At 46.0% G+C, this 20,013-nt stretch carries 26 protein-coding genes; 5 read left to right on the top strand and 21 right to left on the bottom strand.

The genetic code is table 11. The features are described 5' to 3' along the window. Positions 1-121: 121 nt before the first annotated feature. The 3 genes from E4665_RS04375 to gpr form a co-directional block, all read right to left on the bottom strand. Positions 122-463: a hypothetical protein gene (locus tag E4665_RS04375; protein ID WP_135347590.1), complete on the bottom strand. Its 342-nt coding sequence runs from the start codon at positions 461-463 to the stop codon at positions 122-124. Positions 464-942: 479 nt separating this feature from the next. Further along, positions 943-1,212, bottom strand: coding sequence for a hypothetical protein (locus E4665_RS04370; RefSeq protein ID WP_135347589.1), 270 nt, complete (start codon positions 1,210-1,212; stop codon positions 943-945). Between the two features lie 200 nt (positions 1,213-1,412). Then, positions 1,413-2,492 (bottom strand): GPR endopeptidase, encoded by a 1,080-nt coding sequence (gpr, locus tag E4665_RS04365; protein ID WP_135347588.1) that lies wholly within the window; start codon positions 2,490-2,492, stop codon positions 1,413-1,415. A gap of 223 nt (positions 2,493-2,715) precedes the next feature. On the opposite strand from gpr, the gene rpsT reads away from it, so the two are divergent. Next, positions 2,716-2,982 (top strand): 30S ribosomal protein S20, encoded by a 267-nt coding sequence (gene rpsT / locus E4665_RS04360; protein ID WP_135347587.1) that lies wholly within the window; start codon positions 2,716-2,718, stop codon positions 2,980-2,982. A gap of 45 nt (positions 2,983-3,027) precedes the next feature. Here the strand turns inward: rpsT and holA are convergent, their stop codons facing one another. The 4 genes from holA to E4665_RS04340 all read right to left on the bottom strand — a co-directional run bounded on the left by holA (position 3,028) and on the right by E4665_RS04340 (position 8,022). Then, positions 3,028-4,047, bottom strand: a complete 1,020-nt coding sequence (gene holA, locus E4665_RS04355; RefSeq protein WP_135347586.1) for a DNA polymerase III subunit delta — start codon at positions 4,045-4,047, stop codon at positions 3,028-3,030. Between the two features lie 297 nt (positions 4,048-4,344). Beyond that, complete coding sequence (locus E4665_RS04350) at positions 4,345-6,657, bottom strand: DNA internalization-related competence protein ComEC/Rec2 (protein ID WP_135347585.1); 2,313 nt, start codon at positions 6,655-6,657, stop codon at positions 4,345-4,347. Next, the gene (locus E4665_RS04345; RefSeq protein WP_135347584.1) at positions 6,657-7,235 is read right to left on the bottom strand and encodes a ComE operon protein 2; all 579 of its coding nucleotides are present in this window, start codon (positions 7,233-7,235) and stop codon (positions 6,657-6,659) included. Before E4665_RS04345 ends, E4665_RS04350 begins: the two co-directional genes overlap by 1 nt. 124 nt (positions 7,236-7,359) lie before the next feature. Further along, on the bottom strand, positions 7,360-8,022 hold the full coding sequence (locus tag E4665_RS04340; RefSeq protein ID WP_135347583.1) for a helix-hairpin-helix domain-containing protein: 663 nt from the start codon (positions 8,020-8,022) through the stop codon (positions 7,360-7,362). Between the two features lie 154 nt (positions 8,023-8,176). On the opposite strand from E4665_RS04340, the gene comER reads away from it, so the two are divergent. Continuing rightward, positions 8,177-9,004, top strand: coding sequence for a late competence protein ComER (comER, locus tag E4665_RS04335; RefSeq protein WP_135347657.1), 828 nt, complete (start codon positions 8,177-8,179; stop codon positions 9,002-9,004). A gap of 138 nt (positions 9,005-9,142) precedes the next feature. Here the strand turns inward: comER and rsfS are convergent, their stop codons facing one another. From rsfS to E4665_RS04305, 6 genes are all read right to left on the bottom strand, one after another. Beyond that, positions 9,143-9,496 (bottom strand): ribosome silencing factor, encoded by a 354-nt coding sequence (gene rsfS / locus E4665_RS04330; RefSeq protein WP_135347582.1) that lies wholly within the window; start codon positions 9,494-9,496, stop codon positions 9,143-9,145. A gap of 9 nt (positions 9,497-9,505) precedes the next feature. Continuing rightward, complete coding sequence (yqeK, locus tag E4665_RS04325; protein WP_135347581.1) at positions 9,506-10,072, bottom strand: bis(5'-nucleosyl)-tetraphosphatase (symmetrical) YqeK; 567 nt, start codon at positions 10,070-10,072, stop codon at positions 9,506-9,508. After that, positions 10,062-10,640 (bottom strand): nicotinate-nucleotide adenylyltransferase, encoded by a 579-nt coding sequence (locus tag E4665_RS04320; RefSeq protein WP_135347580.1) that lies wholly within the window; start codon positions 10,638-10,640, stop codon positions 10,062-10,064. The genes yqeK and E4665_RS04320 overlap by 11 nt, the downstream gene beginning before the upstream one ends. Positions 10,641-10,658: 18 nt before the next feature. Then, positions 10,659-10,952 (bottom strand): ribosome assembly RNA-binding protein YhbY, encoded by a 294-nt coding sequence (gene yhbY / locus E4665_RS04315; RefSeq protein WP_135347579.1) that lies wholly within the window; start codon positions 10,950-10,952, stop codon positions 10,659-10,661. 146 nt (positions 10,953-11,098) lie between these two features. Then, positions 11,099-12,199 carry a ribosome biogenesis GTPase YqeH gene (gene yqeH, locus E4665_RS04310; protein ID WP_135347578.1) on the bottom strand — a complete coding sequence of 367 codons (1,101 nt, stop codon included), beginning with the start codon at positions 12,197-12,199 and terminating at the stop codon, positions 11,099-11,101. 3 nt (positions 12,200-12,202) lie between these two features. Next, positions 12,203-12,718 (bottom strand): YqeG family HAD IIIA-type phosphatase, encoded by a 516-nt coding sequence (locus tag E4665_RS04305; protein ID WP_135347577.1) that lies wholly within the window; start codon positions 12,716-12,718, stop codon positions 12,203-12,205. Positions 12,719-13,035: 317 nt separating this feature from the next. Here E4665_RS04305 and sda point away from each other — a divergent pair, with 317 nt between their 5' ends. After that, positions 13,036-13,179 (top strand): sporulation histidine kinase inhibitor Sda, encoded by a 144-nt coding sequence (sda, locus tag E4665_RS04300; RefSeq protein WP_135347576.1) that lies wholly within the window; start codon positions 13,036-13,038, stop codon positions 13,177-13,179. 75 nt (positions 13,180-13,254) lie between these two features. Here sda and E4665_RS04295 read toward each other — a convergent pair whose 3' ends face one another. Continuing rightward, positions 13,255-13,347 carry a YjcZ family sporulation protein gene (locus E4665_RS04295; protein ID WP_135347575.1) on the bottom strand — a complete coding sequence of 31 codons (93 nt, stop codon included), beginning with the start codon at positions 13,345-13,347 and terminating at the stop codon, positions 13,255-13,257. 220 nt (positions 13,348-13,567) lie between these two features. On the opposite strand from E4665_RS04295, the gene sigK reads away from it, so the two are divergent. After that, the gene (sigK, locus tag E4665_RS04290; RefSeq protein WP_135347574.1) at positions 13,568-14,269 is read left to right on the top strand and encodes an RNA polymerase sporulation sigma factor SigK; all 702 of its coding nucleotides are present in this window, start codon (positions 13,568-13,570) and stop codon (positions 14,267-14,269) included. Positions 14,270-14,374: 105 nt separating this feature from the next. Beyond that, complete coding sequence (locus tag E4665_RS04285; protein ID WP_135347573.1) at positions 14,375-14,671, top strand: acylphosphatase; 297 nt, start codon at positions 14,375-14,377, stop codon at positions 14,669-14,671. A gap of 30 nt (positions 14,672-14,701) precedes the next feature. Here E4665_RS04285 and E4665_RS18080 read toward each other — a convergent pair whose 3' ends face one another. From E4665_RS18080 to mtnN, 7 genes are all read right to left on the bottom strand, one after another. Then, positions 14,702-14,857 (bottom strand): hypothetical protein, encoded by a 156-nt coding sequence (locus tag E4665_RS18080; protein ID WP_167815110.1) that lies wholly within the window; start codon positions 14,855-14,857, stop codon positions 14,702-14,704. Positions 14,858-15,188: 331 nt separating this feature from the next. Beyond that, positions 15,189-15,329: a hypothetical protein gene (locus E4665_RS18075; protein ID WP_167815109.1), complete on the bottom strand. Its 141-nt coding sequence runs from the start codon at positions 15,327-15,329 to the stop codon at positions 15,189-15,191. A 325-nt stretch (positions 15,330-15,654) separates the two neighbouring features. Further along, a complete protein-coding gene (locus tag E4665_RS04280) occupies positions 15,655-16,443 on the bottom strand; it encodes an SDR family oxidoreductase (RefSeq protein ID WP_135347572.1) in 789 nt (262 codons plus the stop codon). Positions 16,444-16,501: 58 nt separating this feature from the next. Further along, complete coding sequence (locus E4665_RS04275; RefSeq protein WP_135347571.1) at positions 16,502-16,729, bottom strand: YrhC family protein; 228 nt, start codon at positions 16,727-16,729, stop codon at positions 16,502-16,504. Between the two features lie 313 nt (positions 16,730-17,042). After that, the gene (locus E4665_RS04270) at positions 17,043-18,179 is read right to left on the bottom strand and encodes a bifunctional cystathionine gamma-lyase/homocysteine desulfhydrase (protein ID WP_135347570.1); all 1,137 of its coding nucleotides are present in this window, start codon (positions 18,177-18,179) and stop codon (positions 17,043-17,045) included. Between the two features lie 30 nt (positions 18,180-18,209). Further along, the gene (locus tag E4665_RS04265) at positions 18,210-19,124 is read right to left on the bottom strand and encodes a PLP-dependent cysteine synthase family protein (RefSeq protein WP_135347569.1); all 915 of its coding nucleotides are present in this window, start codon (positions 19,122-19,124) and stop codon (positions 18,210-18,212) included. 151 nt (positions 19,125-19,275) lie between these two features. Continuing rightward, positions 19,276-20,004, bottom strand: a complete 729-nt coding sequence (gene mtnN / locus E4665_RS04260; protein ID WP_135347568.1) for a 5'-methylthioadenosine/S-adenosylhomocysteine nucleosidase — start codon at positions 20,002-20,004, stop codon at positions 19,276-19,278. Positions 20,005-20,013: the final 9 nt, after the last annotated feature.

Below are 20,013 nucleotides of genomic sequence, written 5' to 3'. Positions count from 1 at the left end.
CCCGCTTAAAACCATACTCTTTTCGATTATATCAATCGATCCAAGCGGTTTCAACGCAAATCGGGAGAATGGGAATGAGGGAGAACGGATCCTGTACCAAATACACACGGTTCACGAGCATTTACAAAAAGAGCTGAACAATTCCCTCGAAAACACCTGCCACTAAACTGACTCCAGCCAGAAAGAAACGGGAGACACGGTTTGAAAAAGAATCTCCCGCTCCCTTGCTGCTGCCGTCTGTTCGGATACCGGAATCCGGGGTTGCCCCCGAAGAAATTGTCCCCTGTCCGTCCTGATTGACTCCCGGTTGATTGCTCTGCTGTGGTATTACACTATTCTGAGACGAGGCGCTCACGTTTATTCCGGGATTCTGAGCATCCCGAACAGTCACAGCTCCATAAATGACGCACACAAGCAGCAGAGAAAAGACCACTGCCAATTCAATCACCATTCTTTTCAGCACGGCGTTTTCCCCCTTTGCTGTTTTATGCTTGTCCTTTCCAAAATCATATGTTGCTGGTCTCACTTATAGAATCTGAAATTGGAAAAAACACTCAGGTCAGAGTGTTTTTTCCTGAATTCCGTTATTCATCGCATACAGTCATGAGTGAATAAAACATTTTTTTACACCATATCATCAGTGTCCTTTTGAGATGTACTGAATTCGACCTTTCAATATTCATATGATGGCTTAGGAAGTCATTCACTGAACATTCCAATTTACCCGCTTGAAGGTCTGAAAAGATTTCGATTTTCAATCAGACCATCTCCCTTTCTGTGCACTGAATTCTTCAATTAGGTTTTGTCAAGTCTGTTGTTTTTCGCTCTAGGCGTTCGAATCAATAGGGCAACAAAATCAACATTCAATATTCACATAGCCTTCAATTAAAGAGCCATTGATGTATGAATTTCTTTTTGAATCGGACAAAAGTCTGCGGGTCGTCAGCCATAGATTTTTTTGATCAATCGATCACTTTTTTCTGCTCTTTCCATACTTCTTCTCAGACGATTTTCAATATATTCGCAGTGCCTCGCTAACCCTTTATAGGTCAGCATATTTATCTCAAGCAGGCTCAGTTCCGACTGGTCCTGATGAACCCCGTCACTCATCTGGCGTCTCCAAACAACAGTTGTTCTGTCGTTTCTTATATATTGCCTGGGACTCCAGCCGTGCTCGGATAAATATTGAATCTTTTTTCTTTCTTTGTTCATATGAGCTTCCCTCACAATCATTTTTGATAGAGTATTTAAACATTTTATGCGCGGATTCTGCCTTTTAGACCACTTTATTTTTATATTAGGGGCCAAAAAAGGAGAGAAGGCTCACGGATCACCCGCGAAAAGCAGGCACATGGAGTGAAAAAGAGCAGGCAAGTTTGACAGAGCCAATGTTTTTGAACAACAATTTTAATTCAATGGGTAAAGTGTCCGACATTTTCCTGACTGACCTGATCGTGCAATGCCGAATTCAGGCCCTGTGCCAGAATATTGCCCATTTTTTCAATAAAAAAGTCCACTTCTTTAGGCGTGACCATCAACCGGGTGCCTGTCGCGCCCAATGCTTCTTGAATCAGCTGCGCTTTTTCACCTTCATCCAATGTACCAACCAGCCCCAGAAAAGCCGCCCTGTTCTCCTTACTCGGCAGTTTCCATTCCCTGTAATCACCCTTTTCACCAAATGGGATCCATGACGGCACAAGTGATTTTGAAGGACTTTTGTCGTTCATTTCCCTCCCGAGATGCCTCAGCAGAAGATCCAGAACATCACTTGTGATGGTGACAGCGTCAACGACCGTCGGAACGCCGACAGCGATCACGGGAATTCCGAGTGTATCCCGGCTCAGTTCTTTACGATTATTGCCAATTCCAGACCCCGGATGGATGCCACTGTCGGCTACCTGGATTGTCGTATTCACACGTTCAATTGATCTTGCAGCCAAGGCATCAATGGCAATCAGGAAATCAGGTCTGATTTTATTAATCACGCCCAGAATAATGTCGCTTGTTTCAATCCCCGTCACGCCCATAACGCCGGGTGTAATCGCACTAACCGGACGGTACCCTTTCTGGACATTCTGTGGCTGGAGATGGAAAAGATGCCTTGTCACCAGAACATTTTCAATGACGCTGGGTCCCAGGGCATCGGGAGTCACTTTCCAGTTGCCAAGCCCCACGATCAGACAGCTGGCCCCTTTTGAAATTCCCAGATCCTTAATAAATTGGGCGAAATATTTTGCAAAAACGGTTTCTGTTTTCATTTCCGCCTCAGTGTCACCGCCGCGAAGATCGCGTGCCTCAAAGGTTAAATAAGAACCCGGCTTCTTGTGCATCTTCAATGACGCCTCTTCGTCAATTTTCATTCGGGTAATCTTAATTCCGTTTTCATTCTTTTCTTCAAGAACCACGCCGCGATCCCGATTCTTTCCCGTACCGGATTCAATCGCCAAATCCGTCCGGACACCGTAGTTCTTCAGATCTAATTCCTTTGCCATACTGACGTCCACTCCTCGCAAGCTGAATGAATACTGTTACTAGAGTGTTCGACACCGACATTTTTCATTCATTCATTGCAAAACTACTGCGGCTTTGATACAATACAGTTTGTCAGAATTAATCTCTGCTTACGTGAATGGCTGCATCATCCGGAACCTTCTCTGTTCCTGCAGCCTTTTGTTTATGATTGGCCGGGAATTCAAGGATTTGGAGGTGAAAGGAATGCCACAAATTAAATCAGCAATTAAACGTGTGAAAACAAGTGAAGCTAATCGCCAGCACAATGTGCAGATTAAGTCGGCGATGCGCACTGCTATCAAATCGTTCAATGAAAAAGTTGATGAAAAAGATGTTGAGGGCGCAAAAGAAGCTTTTGTTGCTGCGACTAAGAAAGTTGACAAGGCAGCAACAAAAGGCCTGATTCACAAAAATAAAGCGTCTCATGAAAAATCGAGACTTTCCAAGAAATTGAACGGTCTGAATGCGTAATTGAACGAGAAAACCGGGATCGCAGAAGTGCGAATCCCGGTTTTTTTATGCGGAAATTTTATGAATTAACAGTTCCAGAATGAGCAGTTTGTCCCCCGCACCTGTCTTGATCCGGTAATCCGCTTCTGTGCACCGGACCAGAACACCTCTAAGATATTCCGGTTTGTACAATTTTGCTTGTTCAGCCGCAAGTTTGACCACATATGGATGAATACCGATCTTCCCCGCTATGCTGTTCTGCGTATACCCGGCATTGTGATAATAGGAAACCTGATAAACAATCCGGAACTGCCGTTCAAGCAAGGCCAGAAGCTTCAGCGGCTCCTCTTTCATCCGTACCAGCTCATGCAATAAATGAAGGGCCTCAGCTGTCCGCCTCTTCATGACTTTGTCGACAAGAAGAAATACGTTCGTTTCCAGCGACCGGGAGCCTATCTCCAGGACTGCTTCCCCGTCGATCGGACGATCCGTACCGCAATACAGCGCGCATTTTTCCACTTCATGAGCAAGCCTCGCCAGATCCTGACCGGAGGAAGCAATCAGCTGGTCATGACCGCTGCGGGTGTAGACCGCGCCGAATCGACCCGCCACGTTCTCCATCAGCCGGTAGAGTGTAGAATCAGTCAGCTGAGACAGTTCGTACATTTTTGCTGCCTTCTCCAGGCTTTTTACGGCCTTCTTGCGTCGGTCCAGTTTCTCATAAGGAGCCGAAATAATGAGAATAGAGTCCGGTGAAGGATGCTCCAGGTAGCGCTCCAGAGCGGGCAAGTGCTGTTCAATTTTAGCCTTTACCTTCTCAGCCGTCAGGAAAAAGGGATTTTCAATGACAACCACCTTTTTTTCACCCATAAACGGAACAGTCTCCGCATCCTCAAGTGCCTGTTCCAGAGGGACGTCAAACATGTCATATCGCGAAAGGTTAAAATCCAGATCATCCTCAGGCAAAGCTTCGTGTATTATATTTTTTTTCATTAATTGAATCAAATAATCCTGAGTTCCAAATAGAAGGATTACAGGTGCCAGCGGTTTCTGAATCGACAGATCCGCAGATTTTTTCTGTGGCAATTCGGACCATCCCCCATTGAAACAGGCGAAGAACAAAAAAACTGTATTTGTTCACCCGTGGTTTTTCTCATAACTCCCACTTTACCGTTTCCCAGGACGATTGACAAGCCATGGGACATCTACAAAAAAAGGGATAGCCGTCTAAGGCCTATCCCCGTTATATATGAACGCCGGACTGGCGGAGCCTAGGACAACGCCGGTCGGACGATGTTCGTTTCTTTCTCTATGTTATCCTATGATGACTCAAAGTATGGGTGACAACTCTTGTCATCAGCAAAAAATACTGGAAATTGTTCTTCAGTGCCCCAAGGCGGTGATCATCCGCACAATTTTCTGATCCGTAAAAAGAAATTGAATAGCTCCCGACTGATCCGTCCGGATGACGCCGACTTGATGCTTTTTCAACAATTGAAGGACTTCAGGATGGGGATGGCCATACCGGTTATTCTTGCCGACCGATATAATTCCTAAAGCAGGATTTACTTTTTCCAGCCACTTTTCGGAGGTTGAGGTTCGACTCCCGTGATGGCCCAGTTTCAGGATATCGGCCTTCAGATCAGAATTCTGTTCGATAAGCCGCAGTTCTCCTTCAATAGGCAGGTCTCCGGTAAAAAGCCAGTGTTTTCCTCCAAGCATTGTCCGGATGACCATCGAATTGTCATTACTGTCACTTGATGCCGTGATCGGAGACAGGATGTCAAAGACTGCATGGCCAAGCATCAGCCTGTCTCCTGATTTCATCAGACTGAGTTCACTTCCCCTGTTTAACGCGTCCTCAAATAATTTCAAATCCGATTGATCCGGGTTATAAAAAGGACTAACCACGATCCGCCTAACAGGAATAACGTCGAGCACACTCCGCATGCCACCGACATGGTCAAAGTCCTTGTGCGTGAAAACAACACGATCCAATGAATTGATACGCATCGCTTGCAATTCATGTAGGACAACATCTCTTCCCACTTCATACGGTTTATTTCGAATCTGCCACTTTTTTTTAGGATAGGGCATCGTTCCGCCGCTGTCGATCAACAAAGTACCTTGTCGGTGGGGCAGACGGATCAGAATATTGTCACCCTGCCCGACATCGAGAAACGTAACGGATCCATAGGGATTAATAAAATCAGCCGCATAAATTATGCCGTAAATCAGGAGAAAAGAGAGTGCGGGCAAAGCCGCCGTTAGGATTTTTCGCGAATTCTCCCAGATCAGCAGAGCCGCTGCGAAAATCAGAATCGCAGAGGCGAGCATCCATGGCTCCATAGCTCCGTAATTAAGCTGAAAAAAGGGGTGCCTGTACAGATAAAGCAGAACCTCATGCGGCACGTACAGGAACAAATCCATTGTAGGTGACAGAAAACGGGAGGCTGCAGGCAAAATACTCGCTCCGACATAGGCCAATACTGATAAGGGCAGGATAATAAAGGTCATGTAGGGGACAAAAAAAATACTGAGGAATAGCCCGACAAAAGAAAATTGATAAAAATGATACACGGCAATAGGGAATGAGGCAATCTCGCTGATCATAGATAACATGAAGATTCTTAAAAGCGCTGATTTGTATTTTTCGATTATGGCCGGTCCGGCGATCATTACAGTAAAAGTCACGGCAAAGGACAGCTGAAATCCGAGATCAAAGACGACTTTCGGATTTTGGAACACCATAATCAGGCAAGAAATAGAGAGGACATCTGTAGTGCGGAGGTTTTTTATCTTTGCGATCCCCGCGGTAAGCACGAGACCAGCGGTTAATCCTGAGCGGACAGCGGAGGGTTCCGCACCGGCCAGGAAAACATAAAAAGGAATGAACAGCAACAAAATCAAGCAGGCATGTTCCTTTACCACGCCAAGACGACGCGCCACAAAATAAAGGAAACCGAATATTGCAGCAATATGCATGCCCGAAACCACCAGAAGATGAACAAGCCCGAACAGACGGTATGCATCGGCAAGATCAGGATCCATGCTGCGGTCGTCACCGAAAATCAGAGCATTCATGATACCTGCGCTCGTGGGAGAAAATTGATTTTGGATCCGTTCCATCTGGCTTTGCCGGAATCGGTTCAATCGTTCCCAAATGCTCAATGATGAGCCCACGCATTGCGGTGGACCTTTGGCTTTAAGCAGCCAGAAAATGTGGTTGTTCTCCAAATAGGCCCGATAATCGAATGCATGAAAATTCGTTGCCCCCGGAGGCCGCTCAAGCTGTCCTTCGATACGGCAGATCAACCCCGGGCGAAGTGTTTTCATAAGCCTATTCTTCTCTTCTTCACTGCGCAGTTTGACGGAAACCCTGACATCCTCCCCGGAATCCTTCAGTGTGTATGAAAGAAGATCGCCATCGAAGAGCGGGATATCTTTTATCTTCCCAATAAAAACGTTCCGATCAGGAGAAAGCACAGTTCCATTTGTCTGGAAAAGCTGTACATCAAGCATAATGGCCAGTATGACCACGATGAAAACTGCAAACAGCCGATATTTTTTTGCAGTCAGGAGGTAGATACTGTAAAGACCTAGTAATAGAACCGGAACGGAAGGATTGCGCCCAGCCGCCCAGCTTGAGAGGCAGGCGCAAAACGCGATCAGGTGCCACTTTGATGCGAAAGGCATTAGCTTCCACGCTTAAAAAGTCTTTCTGCCTGATCATGGAGTTCCTGCAATTCCTCTTTTCCCGTCCCATTTTCCTCCAGACGTGTGAACAGTTCCTTAATATAAGCGATCTGTTTTCCTGACAGACTATCCTCTTTTAATTCAAAAACATCTTCAAAGGGAACCTTTTTCACTTTCACATTTGCCATTTGGAAAAGTTCCACCGCATACGGATGATTCTTGTAGTCATTCGCGTAATAGACGCTCTGGATACCTGCCTGAATAATTGCTTTACAGCACTGGACACAAGGAAAATGTGTGACATAGATCTCCGCTCCGTCAGTAGATTCACCGAATTTGGCGCACTGAAGGATGGCGTTCATTTCCGCGTGAATGGTCCTCGCGCAGTGACCGTCAATCATGTAACAGCCCTCATCGTTGCAGTGAACACCGCCCGAAATCGATCCGTTATAGCCGCCTGCGATGATTCGTTTGTCTCGTACAATCGTCGCTCCGACTATGAGTCGCGTGCAGGTGCTTCTGGACGCGAGCAAATGGCTTTGAGCCATAAAATATTGATCCCATGATAATCTTTTCATTCTGTCTCTTTCCCTCCGGTTTCGTATGCTCGACAGTTATTGTAACAGAACGAAACTGAAAATACCTGTTTTCTCAAAAATCATTTAGCGACGTAAAAATAATTTCTGAAGCCCCCAAGGGGTCTTACTGAATGGTGGCCTGGGGCTTTATTTTTTCAAGTGATTTTTCTCCGATTCCTGAGACATTCGTCAGATCCTCAACAGATTTAAAAAGGCCATGTTCCTCACGGTACTGAATAATCGTTTTTGCTTTTGCCGGACCGATTCCGGGAAGGTTCTGAAGTTCCTGTTCGTCTGCGGTGTTTATATTTACCTGAGTTTGATCCGCACCATTGCCCGGTTGCATTCCCGCCGAAGTTGCTGCTGCACCGCCTGCCTGAATTTTCGGCAGATCCTCCCCTTTTTCAGGTACGTAAACAACCATTTCATCGGACACTTTCTGTGCCAGATTGACTTTATCCCTGTCTGCTTTATCCGCTAGCCCGCCTGCTTTATTAATGGCATCACTGACTCGGTCGGTGGAACTCATTCGATAGATACCAGGTTTTCTCACGGCACCCTTCATATCGACTATAATTTCCTGCCGTGGTGGAGATGGCTTATTTGTACCTTCGGAAGATGCAGTTTTCTTGGTTTTCTTGTCCGCCGAGAAATACGTTTCCACTCTTTCGGCAGCCGCTTTTTGTTTTGAATCATTGAATTGCCAAATAAGTAATCCAAGCACGAGACCTATGGCAACTATCACTAATGAAATCCATTTTCTATATTTTTTCCAAATTTGATCCATCGGCACACTTCCTATCGTAATAATGAAAACAGATAACAAACGGGAATTGCGAAAGATCAGGTGAAATTTAACGTGTCTTAAAGAGCGGGTATAATTTTATAATTCCTCTCATAAAGTTCACAAGGAGATTGAAAAGATCGGGGTGAAAAAAGTAATGAGGATCGGCGTTATTGGGACAGGGAATATAGGATCGTTGATTGTCAGTGCACTAATCAGAAGCAAATCAGCAAAGGCGAAAACAATTTACGTTACAAACCGTACCCCCAAAAAAGCTCATGATCTTGCTGCGCATTATCCCGGGCTGAAGGTCTGCGGTTCTTCCAGAGAAGTGATCCGCCGTTCGGATACAATTTTTCTCTGCGTCAGGCCCCAGGAATACTTTGGATTGCTTCAGCCGCTCCGCGGGGTCTGGTACCCGGAACAGCTTGCCGTTTCGGTCACCAGCCCGATCAGAATCGCCCAGCTTGAGAAGCTGATTCCCTGCCATACCGCGAGAGTGGTTCCAAGTATTGTGAACCAATCTCTGTCAGGAAGCACTCTTGTAACCTTTGGTTCGAGCCTGACTGACCATGGAAAATACAAGCTTTGGAATCTGCTGGGAAATTTTTCGCAGCCGCTAGAAGTCAGTGAGAAAGATATCCGTGTGGCCTCAGACATCTCGAGCTGTGGTCCGGCATTTCTTTCTTTTGTGCTGGAAAAAATGATCGACGGAGCCGTTGCAGCAACCTCTATTTCAAAGAAGGAGGCAACGGAACTAGCAACGCAGATGACCATCGGATATGGCAAACTGCTGGAGGAAAAAAAATTCACTTTACAGGAGCTTCGCGATAAAGTCACTGTCAAAGGCGGGGTGACGGGGGCGGGGCTGGCCGTTTTAAATCAGGAATACAGCGGAGTTTTTGAACACCTTTTTGAAGCAACAAAAGAAAAATTTCTTGAAGATCATCAGGCTCTCGATCCATTTTTTGATGGGATCGACTGAAACATGATCGTCTTTAATTCAGAGCTATACACTGTTAACATATTCCCCGTTCGTCCTGCGGAATCCTTCTTAAAAATGTGTCGGCTTGGTGAATTCCGATCTTGTCCCGTGAATTATTTATAATAGAAAAAGCCGCTATTAAAGCGGCTTTTTTTCTAAAGTATAGAGAGGGGCGTCCCCCCATAATTTTTCAAGCTGATAGTAATCCCGTTCATCCTTATGAAAAACATGCGCGACGATATCGCCCATATCAATGAGCACCCAGCGCGCCTGGTCATAGCCTTCCATACGGTGGATGGTCAGTCCCTTTGTTTCAGCGGCTTTTTTAACCGCTGTGGAAATAGCCTGTACCTGTTTTCCGGAATCGCCGTGGCAGATGATGAAGTAATCCGCAATAATGGAGATACCCTTCATCTTCAGAATGACAAGATCCTGAGCTTTTTTGTCATCCGCGGCTTCCGCCAGATATTTAACCCATTCCTCACTGTTCATCCAGTCACCTCATTGAATTTTTTTGACAAGATCATTATATGCTTCAAAAGTTTTCGGATAGACACTTTGTCTCTTCTCCAGCAGGTGGATCACGGTTTTCTGAAGCTCTAAATATACAGCATTGTCCAGATTTTCTGCCGCGACTTCACGTACTTCATCCACCCCCGGAAAATCACGTCCCGGTTCAATATAATCCGCCAGAAAAATGATTTTCTCAAGCAAGTTCATATTTTGTCTGCCGGTGGTGTGATAGGTCATCGCGTCAAGAATTTCGCGGTCTTCAATTCCCAGTTTTTCCTGAGCGTAAACAGCCCCGACTGGAGCATGCCAGAGCTTATCCGAATACTCCAGAAAATCATTGGAGATATCCGCTCTGCGCCTGATGGCTGCTTCCAGGTCCGCATCAGAAAAATATTTGGCTATATCATGAAGCATGCCCGCAATTCCGGCTTTTTCAACATCTGCACCGTATTTTTTCGCCAGCTTTACCGCTGTTTTCGAGACGCCTACCGAATGCCTGAAACGTTTCTCAGGAAGCAGGCTCCTGATCGCCTCTTCGGCTTCCTCAATCCTCATACAGCCGTCTCTCCTTTATATAGTTTATGACCGGATCTGCCAGGAAGTAGCGGCATGACCGCCCGTCCAACAGTCGTCTTCTAATGATGCTTGATGAGATATCAATCAGCGGCATGTCAATATAAATCACATCAACATGTGCCGGATTATCAGCGGGGAAACCCGGTCTTCTGAAACCGATGAATGATGTCAGGCGTCTCAGTTCATCAATACCGTGCCATGTCGGCAGGTCATCCACCATATCCGCACCCAGAATAAAGTAAAATTTGTTGCCGGGATATTTGTTTTTAAGTTCCCTGAGGGTATCCACTGTGTAAGATTTACCCTTCCGCAGAACTTCTACCATTGATAAATGGAACCGGTCATTGCTCTTGATCGACAGACGGACCATCTCGGCGCGGTCACTGGCCTCTGTCCGGGCAACCTTTCCCTGCACATGCGGCGGGATATAGCTCGGCAGGAACCAAACTTCGTCCAGCTCGCACGCTTCAAGTGCTTCCTGCGCGATCAGCAGGTGCATCAGATGCGGCGGATCAAAGGTCCCGCCAAGCAGTCCAATTTTTTTCATAAAATTAATTCTTCCCCATTATTTTGGAAATTCTATCTTTTTGTGTTCTTTTGATTCTCTGTAAAGAACGATCGTATGTCCGATCACCTGAATCAGTTCCGCACCTGTCCCCGTGGCAATACGCTCTCCCGCATCTTCTGCGTCCTCGAACGTATTCTGAAGCAGTGATACCTTGATTAATTCACGTCGCTCAAGTACGGCATCGAGTTCATTGATCAGCTGATCGCCGAGTCCGGCCTTGCCAATCTGGAAAACCGGTTTCAGCGGGTGAGCCAGCTTTCTCAAATACTTAACCTGTTTGCTGTTCAGCATTCCTTGTTAAATCCCTTCATTTTCAGTAATGTGTCTTTTCCTGTCCTGTTCTTTTCAATCATACTTCATTCTTCGGACCATTGGAAATCTGTTTTTACCCGAAATCCCATCGGGCGCCAGTGAGTCCAAAATCTCTTGTGTCAAACTTACCCCTTTATAATTGAAGCACGTACGGATACGCTGATACTTGATGGTGCATAGGCGGACACTCTTGCCCCTTTGCCTTTGACGGTGACCCAGCCGAGTCCTGAAAAAACGATATCTGTGTTAAGTTCATCAGTCCGAAAATCATAACGCTTCAAAGCGGGAAGACCGTCTCTGTGGCTTGGAGGTGTCAGCAAATGTCCGTACTGCCGGTGAAAAAGGTCATCTGCATTTTCCAGTTTTGTCCGGTGAACCGTCAGCGCGTTCGACGCATAGACGATCAGTGAGCGCCTTCCCGGCCCTGTGTAATCAATGCGTCCCAGTCCGCCCAGAAAGAGTGTCTGATCTTCATTCAGCTGAAATACTTTCGGCTTGATTTCTTTGGAAGGCATGATTTCACCGTAATCCTGTTCACTGACAAAATGGGCGGCCTGATGGAGATTGACAACTCCAGGCGTATCATAAAGCATGTGTCCGTCGTCGAGCGGAATACCAATAAAATCCAGAGTCGTGCCAGGAAAATGTGATGTTGTGATCTCACCGTCCCCATTTCCCGACTGCCGGATCAGGTGGTTGATAAATGTCGATTTGCCGACGTTCGTGACACCTACAATATAGACATCTCTTCCGTTGCGGTAATACTCCATGTTCTGCATGACGTCGTCAATGCCGTGATTTTTTTCCGCACTCATCAGCAGCACATCGACAGGCCGTAGGCCCAATCCCCTGACTGAGCGCCGAAGCCAGTTTTTCAACTTGTTGGGGTTGGTTGACTTCGGCAGCAGATCATTTTTATTCCCCACCAGGAGAACAGGATTTTTTCCGATAAATCGCTGAAGCCCCGGAATCCAGCTCCCGGAGAAATCAAAAATATCAACCAGATACACGACAAGAGCATCCGCGTCCGCTATTTTGGAGAGCAGCTTCAGAAAATCATCACCGGTCATCGGAACATCCTGTATTTCATTGTAATTTTTCAGCCGGAAACAGCGCCTGCATATTACAGGATTATGTTTCAGTGCCCCCGGCGGCGCATAGCCGGGGGCATTCTCATTTTCCGTCTGGATTTTAATGCCGCATCCGGCACAGAGTATATCGTCCATTCCTTATTCCTCCCATTTAAGCCATCCCCGGCGGCGCATCTGCGACAGAATAAAGCGTTCCACCGTCCGGTTTATTTTTGTGATCCAGGCATCGTTTAACGCAACCGGAACAACAAGAATCGTATGCACGCCGAACTGATTGCCTCCGAAAATATCAGTGACAATCTGATCACCGGCCACAACAACTTCATCCTTTTTCAGCCGCATTTCCTTCAGTGCCCGTCTGAATCCGTAGGCCATCGGTTTTTTCGCGCGATGCACATACGGGACATGAGCAGGTTCTGAAAATAATTTGACTCGCCGTTCACTGTTATTTGACAGAATCATTACAGAAATACCGGCTTCCCGGAAAGAGTCAAACCAACTGGCAAGCTCCGGCGTCATATGGGCCTCGTTCCAGGCAACCAGAGTATTGTCAAGATCCGTAATCAGTCCTTTGATTCCTCGCTTTTTGAGCATTTCCGGATGGATGTCAAGAATGCTCTGAACATGTTCATCAGGTAAAAATTTTTTCAACAATGATCCAGCACCTCATCTTCTGATCTCATTTTCCCACATGTCGTCCGATTTACCAAGTGCAAAAATCAGTTTTGAAAAAAGAACCTATATGTTTCGACAAAAAATGACTGGTCGTCTTTTGTGGATAACCTTGTCCACAAATTCACACTGAAAAATAAAGTCCTCCTATGCCTTATCAACAAAATACTCACAGTTTATACACCGTGATCTGTGGATAAGAAGATGATTGTCCACTGTTTCTGATCATGATAGAGTGGATTTAAGAAATCTCATGAATCTATTTTTTTGAAGGAGGTGTCATCCGGAAACGGAAAAAAATGAAGAATCTGACCGATGAACTACTGATTGAATCTTATAAAAAAGCTAAGAAATATCAGTTGAGTGAAGAATTTATTATACTTATCGAAGAGGAAATGAACCGGCGTCAACTCCATGTTCCTGTTCATCAGATGACAAAGTAGCATCAGAGAACTACTTTATCATCTGTTAAAAGCCGAAAGGGGCCTGCTGCAACACAGGCCCCTCTTCGAAGAAATTTAATAAACCCAAGCCGCGCCGACGATGATCAACAGGATAAACAACACAACGATCAGGGCAAAACCTGATCCGTAACCGCCTGAATAGCCCATTCGATTTCAACTCCTTATTGTTCGGATCACTATAAATTATTCACCTGACAGGGCTTTGACTGGGCTTTTTTACAACACTCCGCTCCGTGATGAAGACGTATTATTCCACTGGATGAATTAATTTTTCTTAAAGGCCCGGACAGGCACAGGACATGGCAAACGCCCATATGCTAAAAGACAGTACGGAAGCACAGAGAATTTTGCGGAGGAGTGACTACTCATGCTGTCAATAGCGGGCGGACTCGCCTACCTGTTCAAACAGGTCCTGCTGCTTGTCTCATATGTGAAGAACAACGCTTTTCCACAGCCACTGTCAGAGGAGGAAGAGAAGAAATGCCTGGAGCGGATGGCTGAAGGGGATCAGGAAGCCAGAAATATGCTGATCGAGCATAATCTTCGCCTCGTGGCACACATTGTTAAGAAGTTCAACAATACAAAGGAAGATACCGATGATCTCATCTCGATCGGAACCATCGGTCTGATTAAAGCCATTGAGAGTTATTCCGCTGACAAAGGAACGAAACTCGCAACTTTTGCGGCACGCTGTATTGAAAATGAAATATTGATGCATTTTAGAGGCCTGAAGAAAACAAGGAAAGATGTTTCGCTGAATGATCCGATAGGGCAGGACAAAGAAGGCAATGCCATTTCTCTGATCGACATACTCAAATCAAAAAATAAAGATATTGTTGATGAAATCTCATTGAGGTTGGACACAAAAAAAATTCATCACGCCATTTCGGTGCTTGATCCCCGGGAGAAAGAAGTGATTATCGGCCGGTATGGGCTAAATAACCAGCAGGATCTCACACAACGTGAAATAGCGGAAAAACTTTCGATTTCGCGGAGCTATGTTTCACGTATCGAAAAACGCGCGCTGATGAAACTCTATAATGAAATATTCCGCAGGCCTGGCCGGTGATTCGGTCTGGCCTTTTCTTACACAGGATCTCTCATTATCTATGTGGAAAAGAGAATGTTAAACTGTAATTGTAAAGCTATTATCGCTGTGAAGGGAGAGAACTCTATGGAGAAAGACAGTACAATTAAAAGTGTTCATATAATGGTGAAAGGCCGCGTACAGGCCGTCGGATTCAGGTTCTATACATGGCAAACCGCCCAGAAACTTGATCTTTCCGGGTGGGTGCGGAACCGTGAAGACGGCTCAGTAGAAATCGCCGCCGAGGGACCGGCTGATCGTGTGGACCGTTTTGTGGGCGCGATTAAGAAAGGCAGCCCATTTTCACACGTGGATCATCTGGACATGCATGTCTATGATCATGCGAAACGCTACACATCCTTTGAAATTCTGGACTCTGTCTGACGGGACAGTATTTTAAATCCAAGGTTACAACTACATATAGAAAAAAGTGGCATTGCAGCGGCGGTCAACAGACTGTTCATGCATTGTTTGGATTCTAATGTTATCTCCTAAGATATCGGCACTCTGTTCTTTTTTCCTGAGTTTGTTGCTCCTGATCAATCTGCGCAGATTTTTAAAATGAGCCATATCGATTCCTCCATTCTCGTGTACTAAAATGACTGATCCTCCGTTCCATATGTTTATATTACAAGGTGTCGAAATCTCAATCGACCGCCTTCTGAACGGTTTCAGGCTCAGGCTTAAGGCTGATTTTAAATCAGTCCGAACTTCTTTGTTACATTTCGCTCCAGGCGCTCGCTGATCCCACAGTAGCCCGCGCACCTCAGCTTTGAATCTCATCCAAGGCACTGTTTAATTTGCCAGATTTATTCTTCGTTACCTAAAAAAAAGAATGAAATCAATTATGATTTTCATTCCTTTTTTAAATCACCATTCAGTTTTTCAGAAAAAAATTTTATCAGAATAACTTGCCGTAAAACATGCGCTTTGTAAGCATCTCATCTTTCAACCGGTTGATCCGTTCATTGTCTTCGATCCGGCTCGCCGCGGTCTGTTTCTTTTTACCGACCGCAAATGAAAATAAACGTTTTTCTGCCATGCAGAATTCCTCCTTTGAACCACAGTATCAAGTACACCTTAATCAGGAAAACCGCTTACTGTTACTCTTTCTCTATCTCCTGCTTTACCGCTGTTATTCAGGGCGCAAAGAACCGCAGGCAAGCAACTAGCTGACCCCGCGGCTGTTTTTTGGAATATAAGTCGATTGGTACGTCTAAAAAGAATCTTGGTACAGCTTACACTTGTCTCTCCGTCCTGAATCTTTCAGTGATACGGTTAACTGTATCAGCGGCCGTTCCAGATGCATTTGATATTGTATGGCATGGCGACAGCAATGTAAACCCCTCTGCTCAAAGTTGTAAAACTTAAATACTTCGGACAAGTCCGCCATCGACCAACAATGATTCTCCCGTAACATAGGTGCAGGCATCCGAGACCATGAACGCGGCCACTTTGGCGAACTCTTCAGGCGTTCCGTATCGGCCGAGCGGAATTTCAGCTTCCGATTTTTTTCTTATGTCTTCTATCGGGATGCCTGTTGTCTCGCTTTGTTTTTCATTCAGCAAGAGAACACGATCTGTAAGAATACGGCCAGGCGCCAGCGTATTGATCAGAATATTGCTGTCCGACAGTTCACTGGCCAAGGTTTTAGTGAGGCCTACTATTCCCAGCCGAAACGTATTGGATAAAACCAGATTGCTGATCGGTTTCTTAATGGATGATGACGCAATATTGAGGATATGGCCGCCGCCTGCTTTTTCCATTAGAGGAACGGTAGCGCGGATCATTCGGACATAGCTCAGCAGATTCAGTTCAAAGGCGTTCTGCCAGTCCTGATCGGTCATCGATAGAAACGGTCCGCTTGGCGGTCCACCCGAATTGTTGACCAAAATGTCCAATGAACCAAAATGCAGTTTTGTGAAGTCTGCCAGGGCATCCAGTTCATCTTTCAGGCTGACGTCCGCCGGATAATAGGTAGCGGCGCCGTCAGAAAGGTCATCCAGTGAATCCGCAGCTACTTCAAGACGCTCATGATCCCGGCTTGACAGAATCACCTCCGCCCCTTCAAGAACGAGCTGTTTCGCTATCGCAAAACCAAGCCCTTTACTTGATGCAAGAACCAGCGCGCGCTTCCCATTAAGTCCCAGATCCATCAGATACGCCTCACAGTCTCTAATTATTTTTCACTTCAAGAACTGAAAAACTTATTTTCTACCGTTCGAGCTTATCTCTTAATTTCGATGTCCTCCAGTAGAAAAAGAAAGCAAGCAAAACGAACAATAGACTTGACATAGACAGGATGCCAATCTTCCATTGCTGATCTTCAAATTTAGGGATCAGCGTGCCCGCATATAAAAACGCACTGAGAAACAGGCAAAGAAAGCCTGTTCTTCTGCAATCAACGATTTTTTCCATGATTTTTTTCTCATACTCTTTCATTTTTGCACCCCCAGTCCTCTATCACTTTAACATGGGAGCCACAAGTTTTGAAAGGTATATTCTGTAAAAAAAAGAATCCCCACAAATTCATGAGGATCCAGACAGGTCAAGTATTTAATTCTATGGCTATGTTTAAATTCAATGTTGATTTTGCCCCTCCTTTGATTGGAGTGAAAGGTGCGAGACTCCTGCGGGATCAGCGACCAAGTGAGACCCCGCAGCGAGGGCCACGAGTGAGGAGACTCACGGATCGCCCGCGAAAAGCGAACGCATGGAGCGAAAAACAACAGACACGTTCAACAAAACCAAATTTTTAGTCATCCAATGCTTGCTTCAGATCGGCAATCAGATCTTCGGCGTCTTCAATACCAATGGAAAGACGGATCAGGCCATCCGTTATGCCAAGTTCTTCTCTTCGTGGCTTAGGAATCGAAGCGTGAGTCATCCTAGCAGGAACAGAGATAAGGCTTTCGACAGCACCCAGACTTTCGGCCAGTGTAAAATACTGTACCTTCGCAAGCAGACGGTCCGCAGCTTCACCGCTACCCGCGTCAAAAGATATCATACCACCAAAACCTTCAGCCTGACTTTTGGCCAGTTCATGACCCGGATGGTGTTCAAGTCCCGGGTAGTACACTTTCACGACTTTAGGATGTGCCTCGAGAAACTCAGCGATCTTTCTCGCGTTTGCCTCAATCTGCTCCATTCTGAGAGCCAAGGTTTTTACACCTCTGATCAATAGCCAGGCGTCCTGAGGTCCGGGTACGGCCCCCACAGAATTTTGAATGAATCCGATTTTCTCAGCAAGTTCATCTGAACTAACTGCGACAAGTCCTGCCACAACATCACTGTGTCCGCCAATATATTTCGTCGCACTGTGCAGAACAATATCCGCTCCCAGCTGAAGGGGGTGCTGCCAGTATGGAGTCGCAAATGTGTTGTCAACGATCAGAAGAAGACCTTTTCTATGCGCGAACTCGGCTGTTTTCTTAATGTCGGTAATCTTCAGAAGAGGGTTTGTCGGCGTTTCAAGATAAATCGCCTTTGTCTTCTCTGTAATCGCGCCCTCGATTTTTTTCTGATCGCTTGTATCGACAAAAGTTGCTGAAATACCCAGTCTTTTAAAAACTTTGTCAATGACTCTGAACGTACCGCCGTAGACATCATCGGTAATGACAATATGGTCGCCGCTATTCAGCAGCATCAGTACGGAAGAAATTGCCGCCATTCCCGAACCGAACGCAAAACCGGCCTTGCCATATTCCAGTTCCTTGATGAGTACTTCCAGCGCATGACGCGTCGGATTTGCTGTGCGGGAGTAATCATAGCCCTTTGTTATCCCAACCGCTTCCTGCTTGTATGTGCTGGTCTGATAAATCGGGACGGTCACGGCACCCGTATGGTCGTCACCGAAAATGCCCGCATGTATGACTTTCGTTTTTGGCTTCAAAACTGGTTCTCTCCTCTTTGCTGTTAATGGTCAGCCGTATATTTTTTCACTTAAGTAGCGTTCACTTGAATCCGGAAATAGGACGACGATATTGCTTCCCGGTTCGGCTGCATCCGCCTCCAGCAGCGCTGCATGAAGTGCAGATCCCGAGGAACTTCCGACTAGAAGCCCCTCTTTGCGCGCCACTTCCCTGAGTCTCCGGAATGCGTCATCATCACTCACTGTATGGATCGCGTCAAAATACTCAGTTTTCACGAATTTGGGGATAAACTCCATCCCGATTCCCTCAGTTCTGTGAGGTGCAGGTGTCCCGCCGTTCAAAATGGATCCGACAGGTTCAACCACTGCCGTCTTAATCTTAGGATTCTTGCTTTTCAGATAAGAAGCCGTCCCAGTGAAAGTTCCTCCTGTTCCCGCTCCGGCAACAAAGACATCCACTTTTCCATGCAGATCTTCCCATATTTCCGGACCAAGCGTGTTAAAATAGGCACCTGGGTTTTCCTCGTTGGCAAATTGATTCGGGACGTAACTGTCTGGAATTTCGCCGGCCAGCTGCTCTGCTTTGGCAATTGCCCCCGACATTCCTTTCTCGGTCTGCGTATGAACCACTTCCGCTCCCAACGCTTTCATAAGGATCTGCTTCTCCGCGCTGAACTTCTCAGGCACACAAAAAATAACGTGAATACCCTTTCCAACAGCAGCCAAAGCGATACCAATCCCCGTGTTTCCCGCAGTCGGCTCGATCAATGTTCCTCCAGGTTTCAGTTTTCCTGAAGCCAGAGCCTTTCCAACAAAGTTTTCACCCAAACGATCCTTGACACTGCCCCCTGGATTTAAGAATTCACATTTTGCATACAAATGCACATTTTTCGGGATCTGAAAAGCGGTTAATTCGACCAGCGGAGTCCTGCCGACCATTTCATGCACACTCCGGTATACTGCCAATGATGTCACCCCATTTTAATCATTCGATGATTTTTCCCGGCCGTACTGACAACAGTCCTCAGCCGGATTAATAGCCCGATTTCTTTTTAGAATGCTGCCCAATACATTCCAACCAGCTATCATCGATTTTATTTGAATGGGGGTTTGCTGCTTATTTTGCATGAAATTCCGCCTCGTTATCATTTTTCAGTCTGTCCAGAACAGCAAGAACGAATTGTGCCGAATGTTTTGCCGCCGTCTCAAGGAATTGATCAAATGAAATGTTGGACTTCTTCCCGGCTATATCCGATAATGCCCGAACGATAAGAAATGGTACGCCAAACTGGAGACATACCTGAGCGATAGAAGCTGCTTCCATTTCTACAGCTTTAACATCCGGAAACTGCTTTTTGAGAACTTCAATCCGTTTCGGATCCGCCATAAAAGAGTCACCCGTCGCAATTTTCCCTCTGACAATCCGATGTTTTTCCAGTGCCGCGGATGCCGCGGATTCAGCTGTTTCTGAAAGTGCAGTGTCGGGGATGTAAACAGCCGGCATACCGGGTACCTGCCCTGGCACGTAGCCAAATGCTGTCGCATCCACATCATGATGGATGACGCCGGAAGAGATGACGACATCACCAATACTCAATTCCGCATCAGTCCCTCCCGCTGATCCGGTATTGATCACCACATCCGGATGAAAGCGATCAATCAGCAACGTAGTGCCTAGCGCAGCGTTCACTTTGCCAATGCCCGACTGCAGAAGCACGGTGTCAAAACCTTCAAGCTGTCCAGAATAGAACCGGGAATGAGCCACTTCTGTCTCATTGGTATCAATCATTTCCCCTTTCAAAATTTCAACCTCTTCCTCCATAGCGCCAATCAAACCGATTTTCATCATCAACGT

This window comes from Sporolactobacillus shoreae (assembly GCF_004684935.1).
Taxonomy (GTDB): domain Bacteria; phylum Bacillota; class Bacilli; order Bacillales; family Sporolactobacillaceae; genus Sporolactobacillus; species Sporolactobacillus shoreae.
This window is presented reverse-complemented; position numbering and strand designations above follow the sequence as displayed.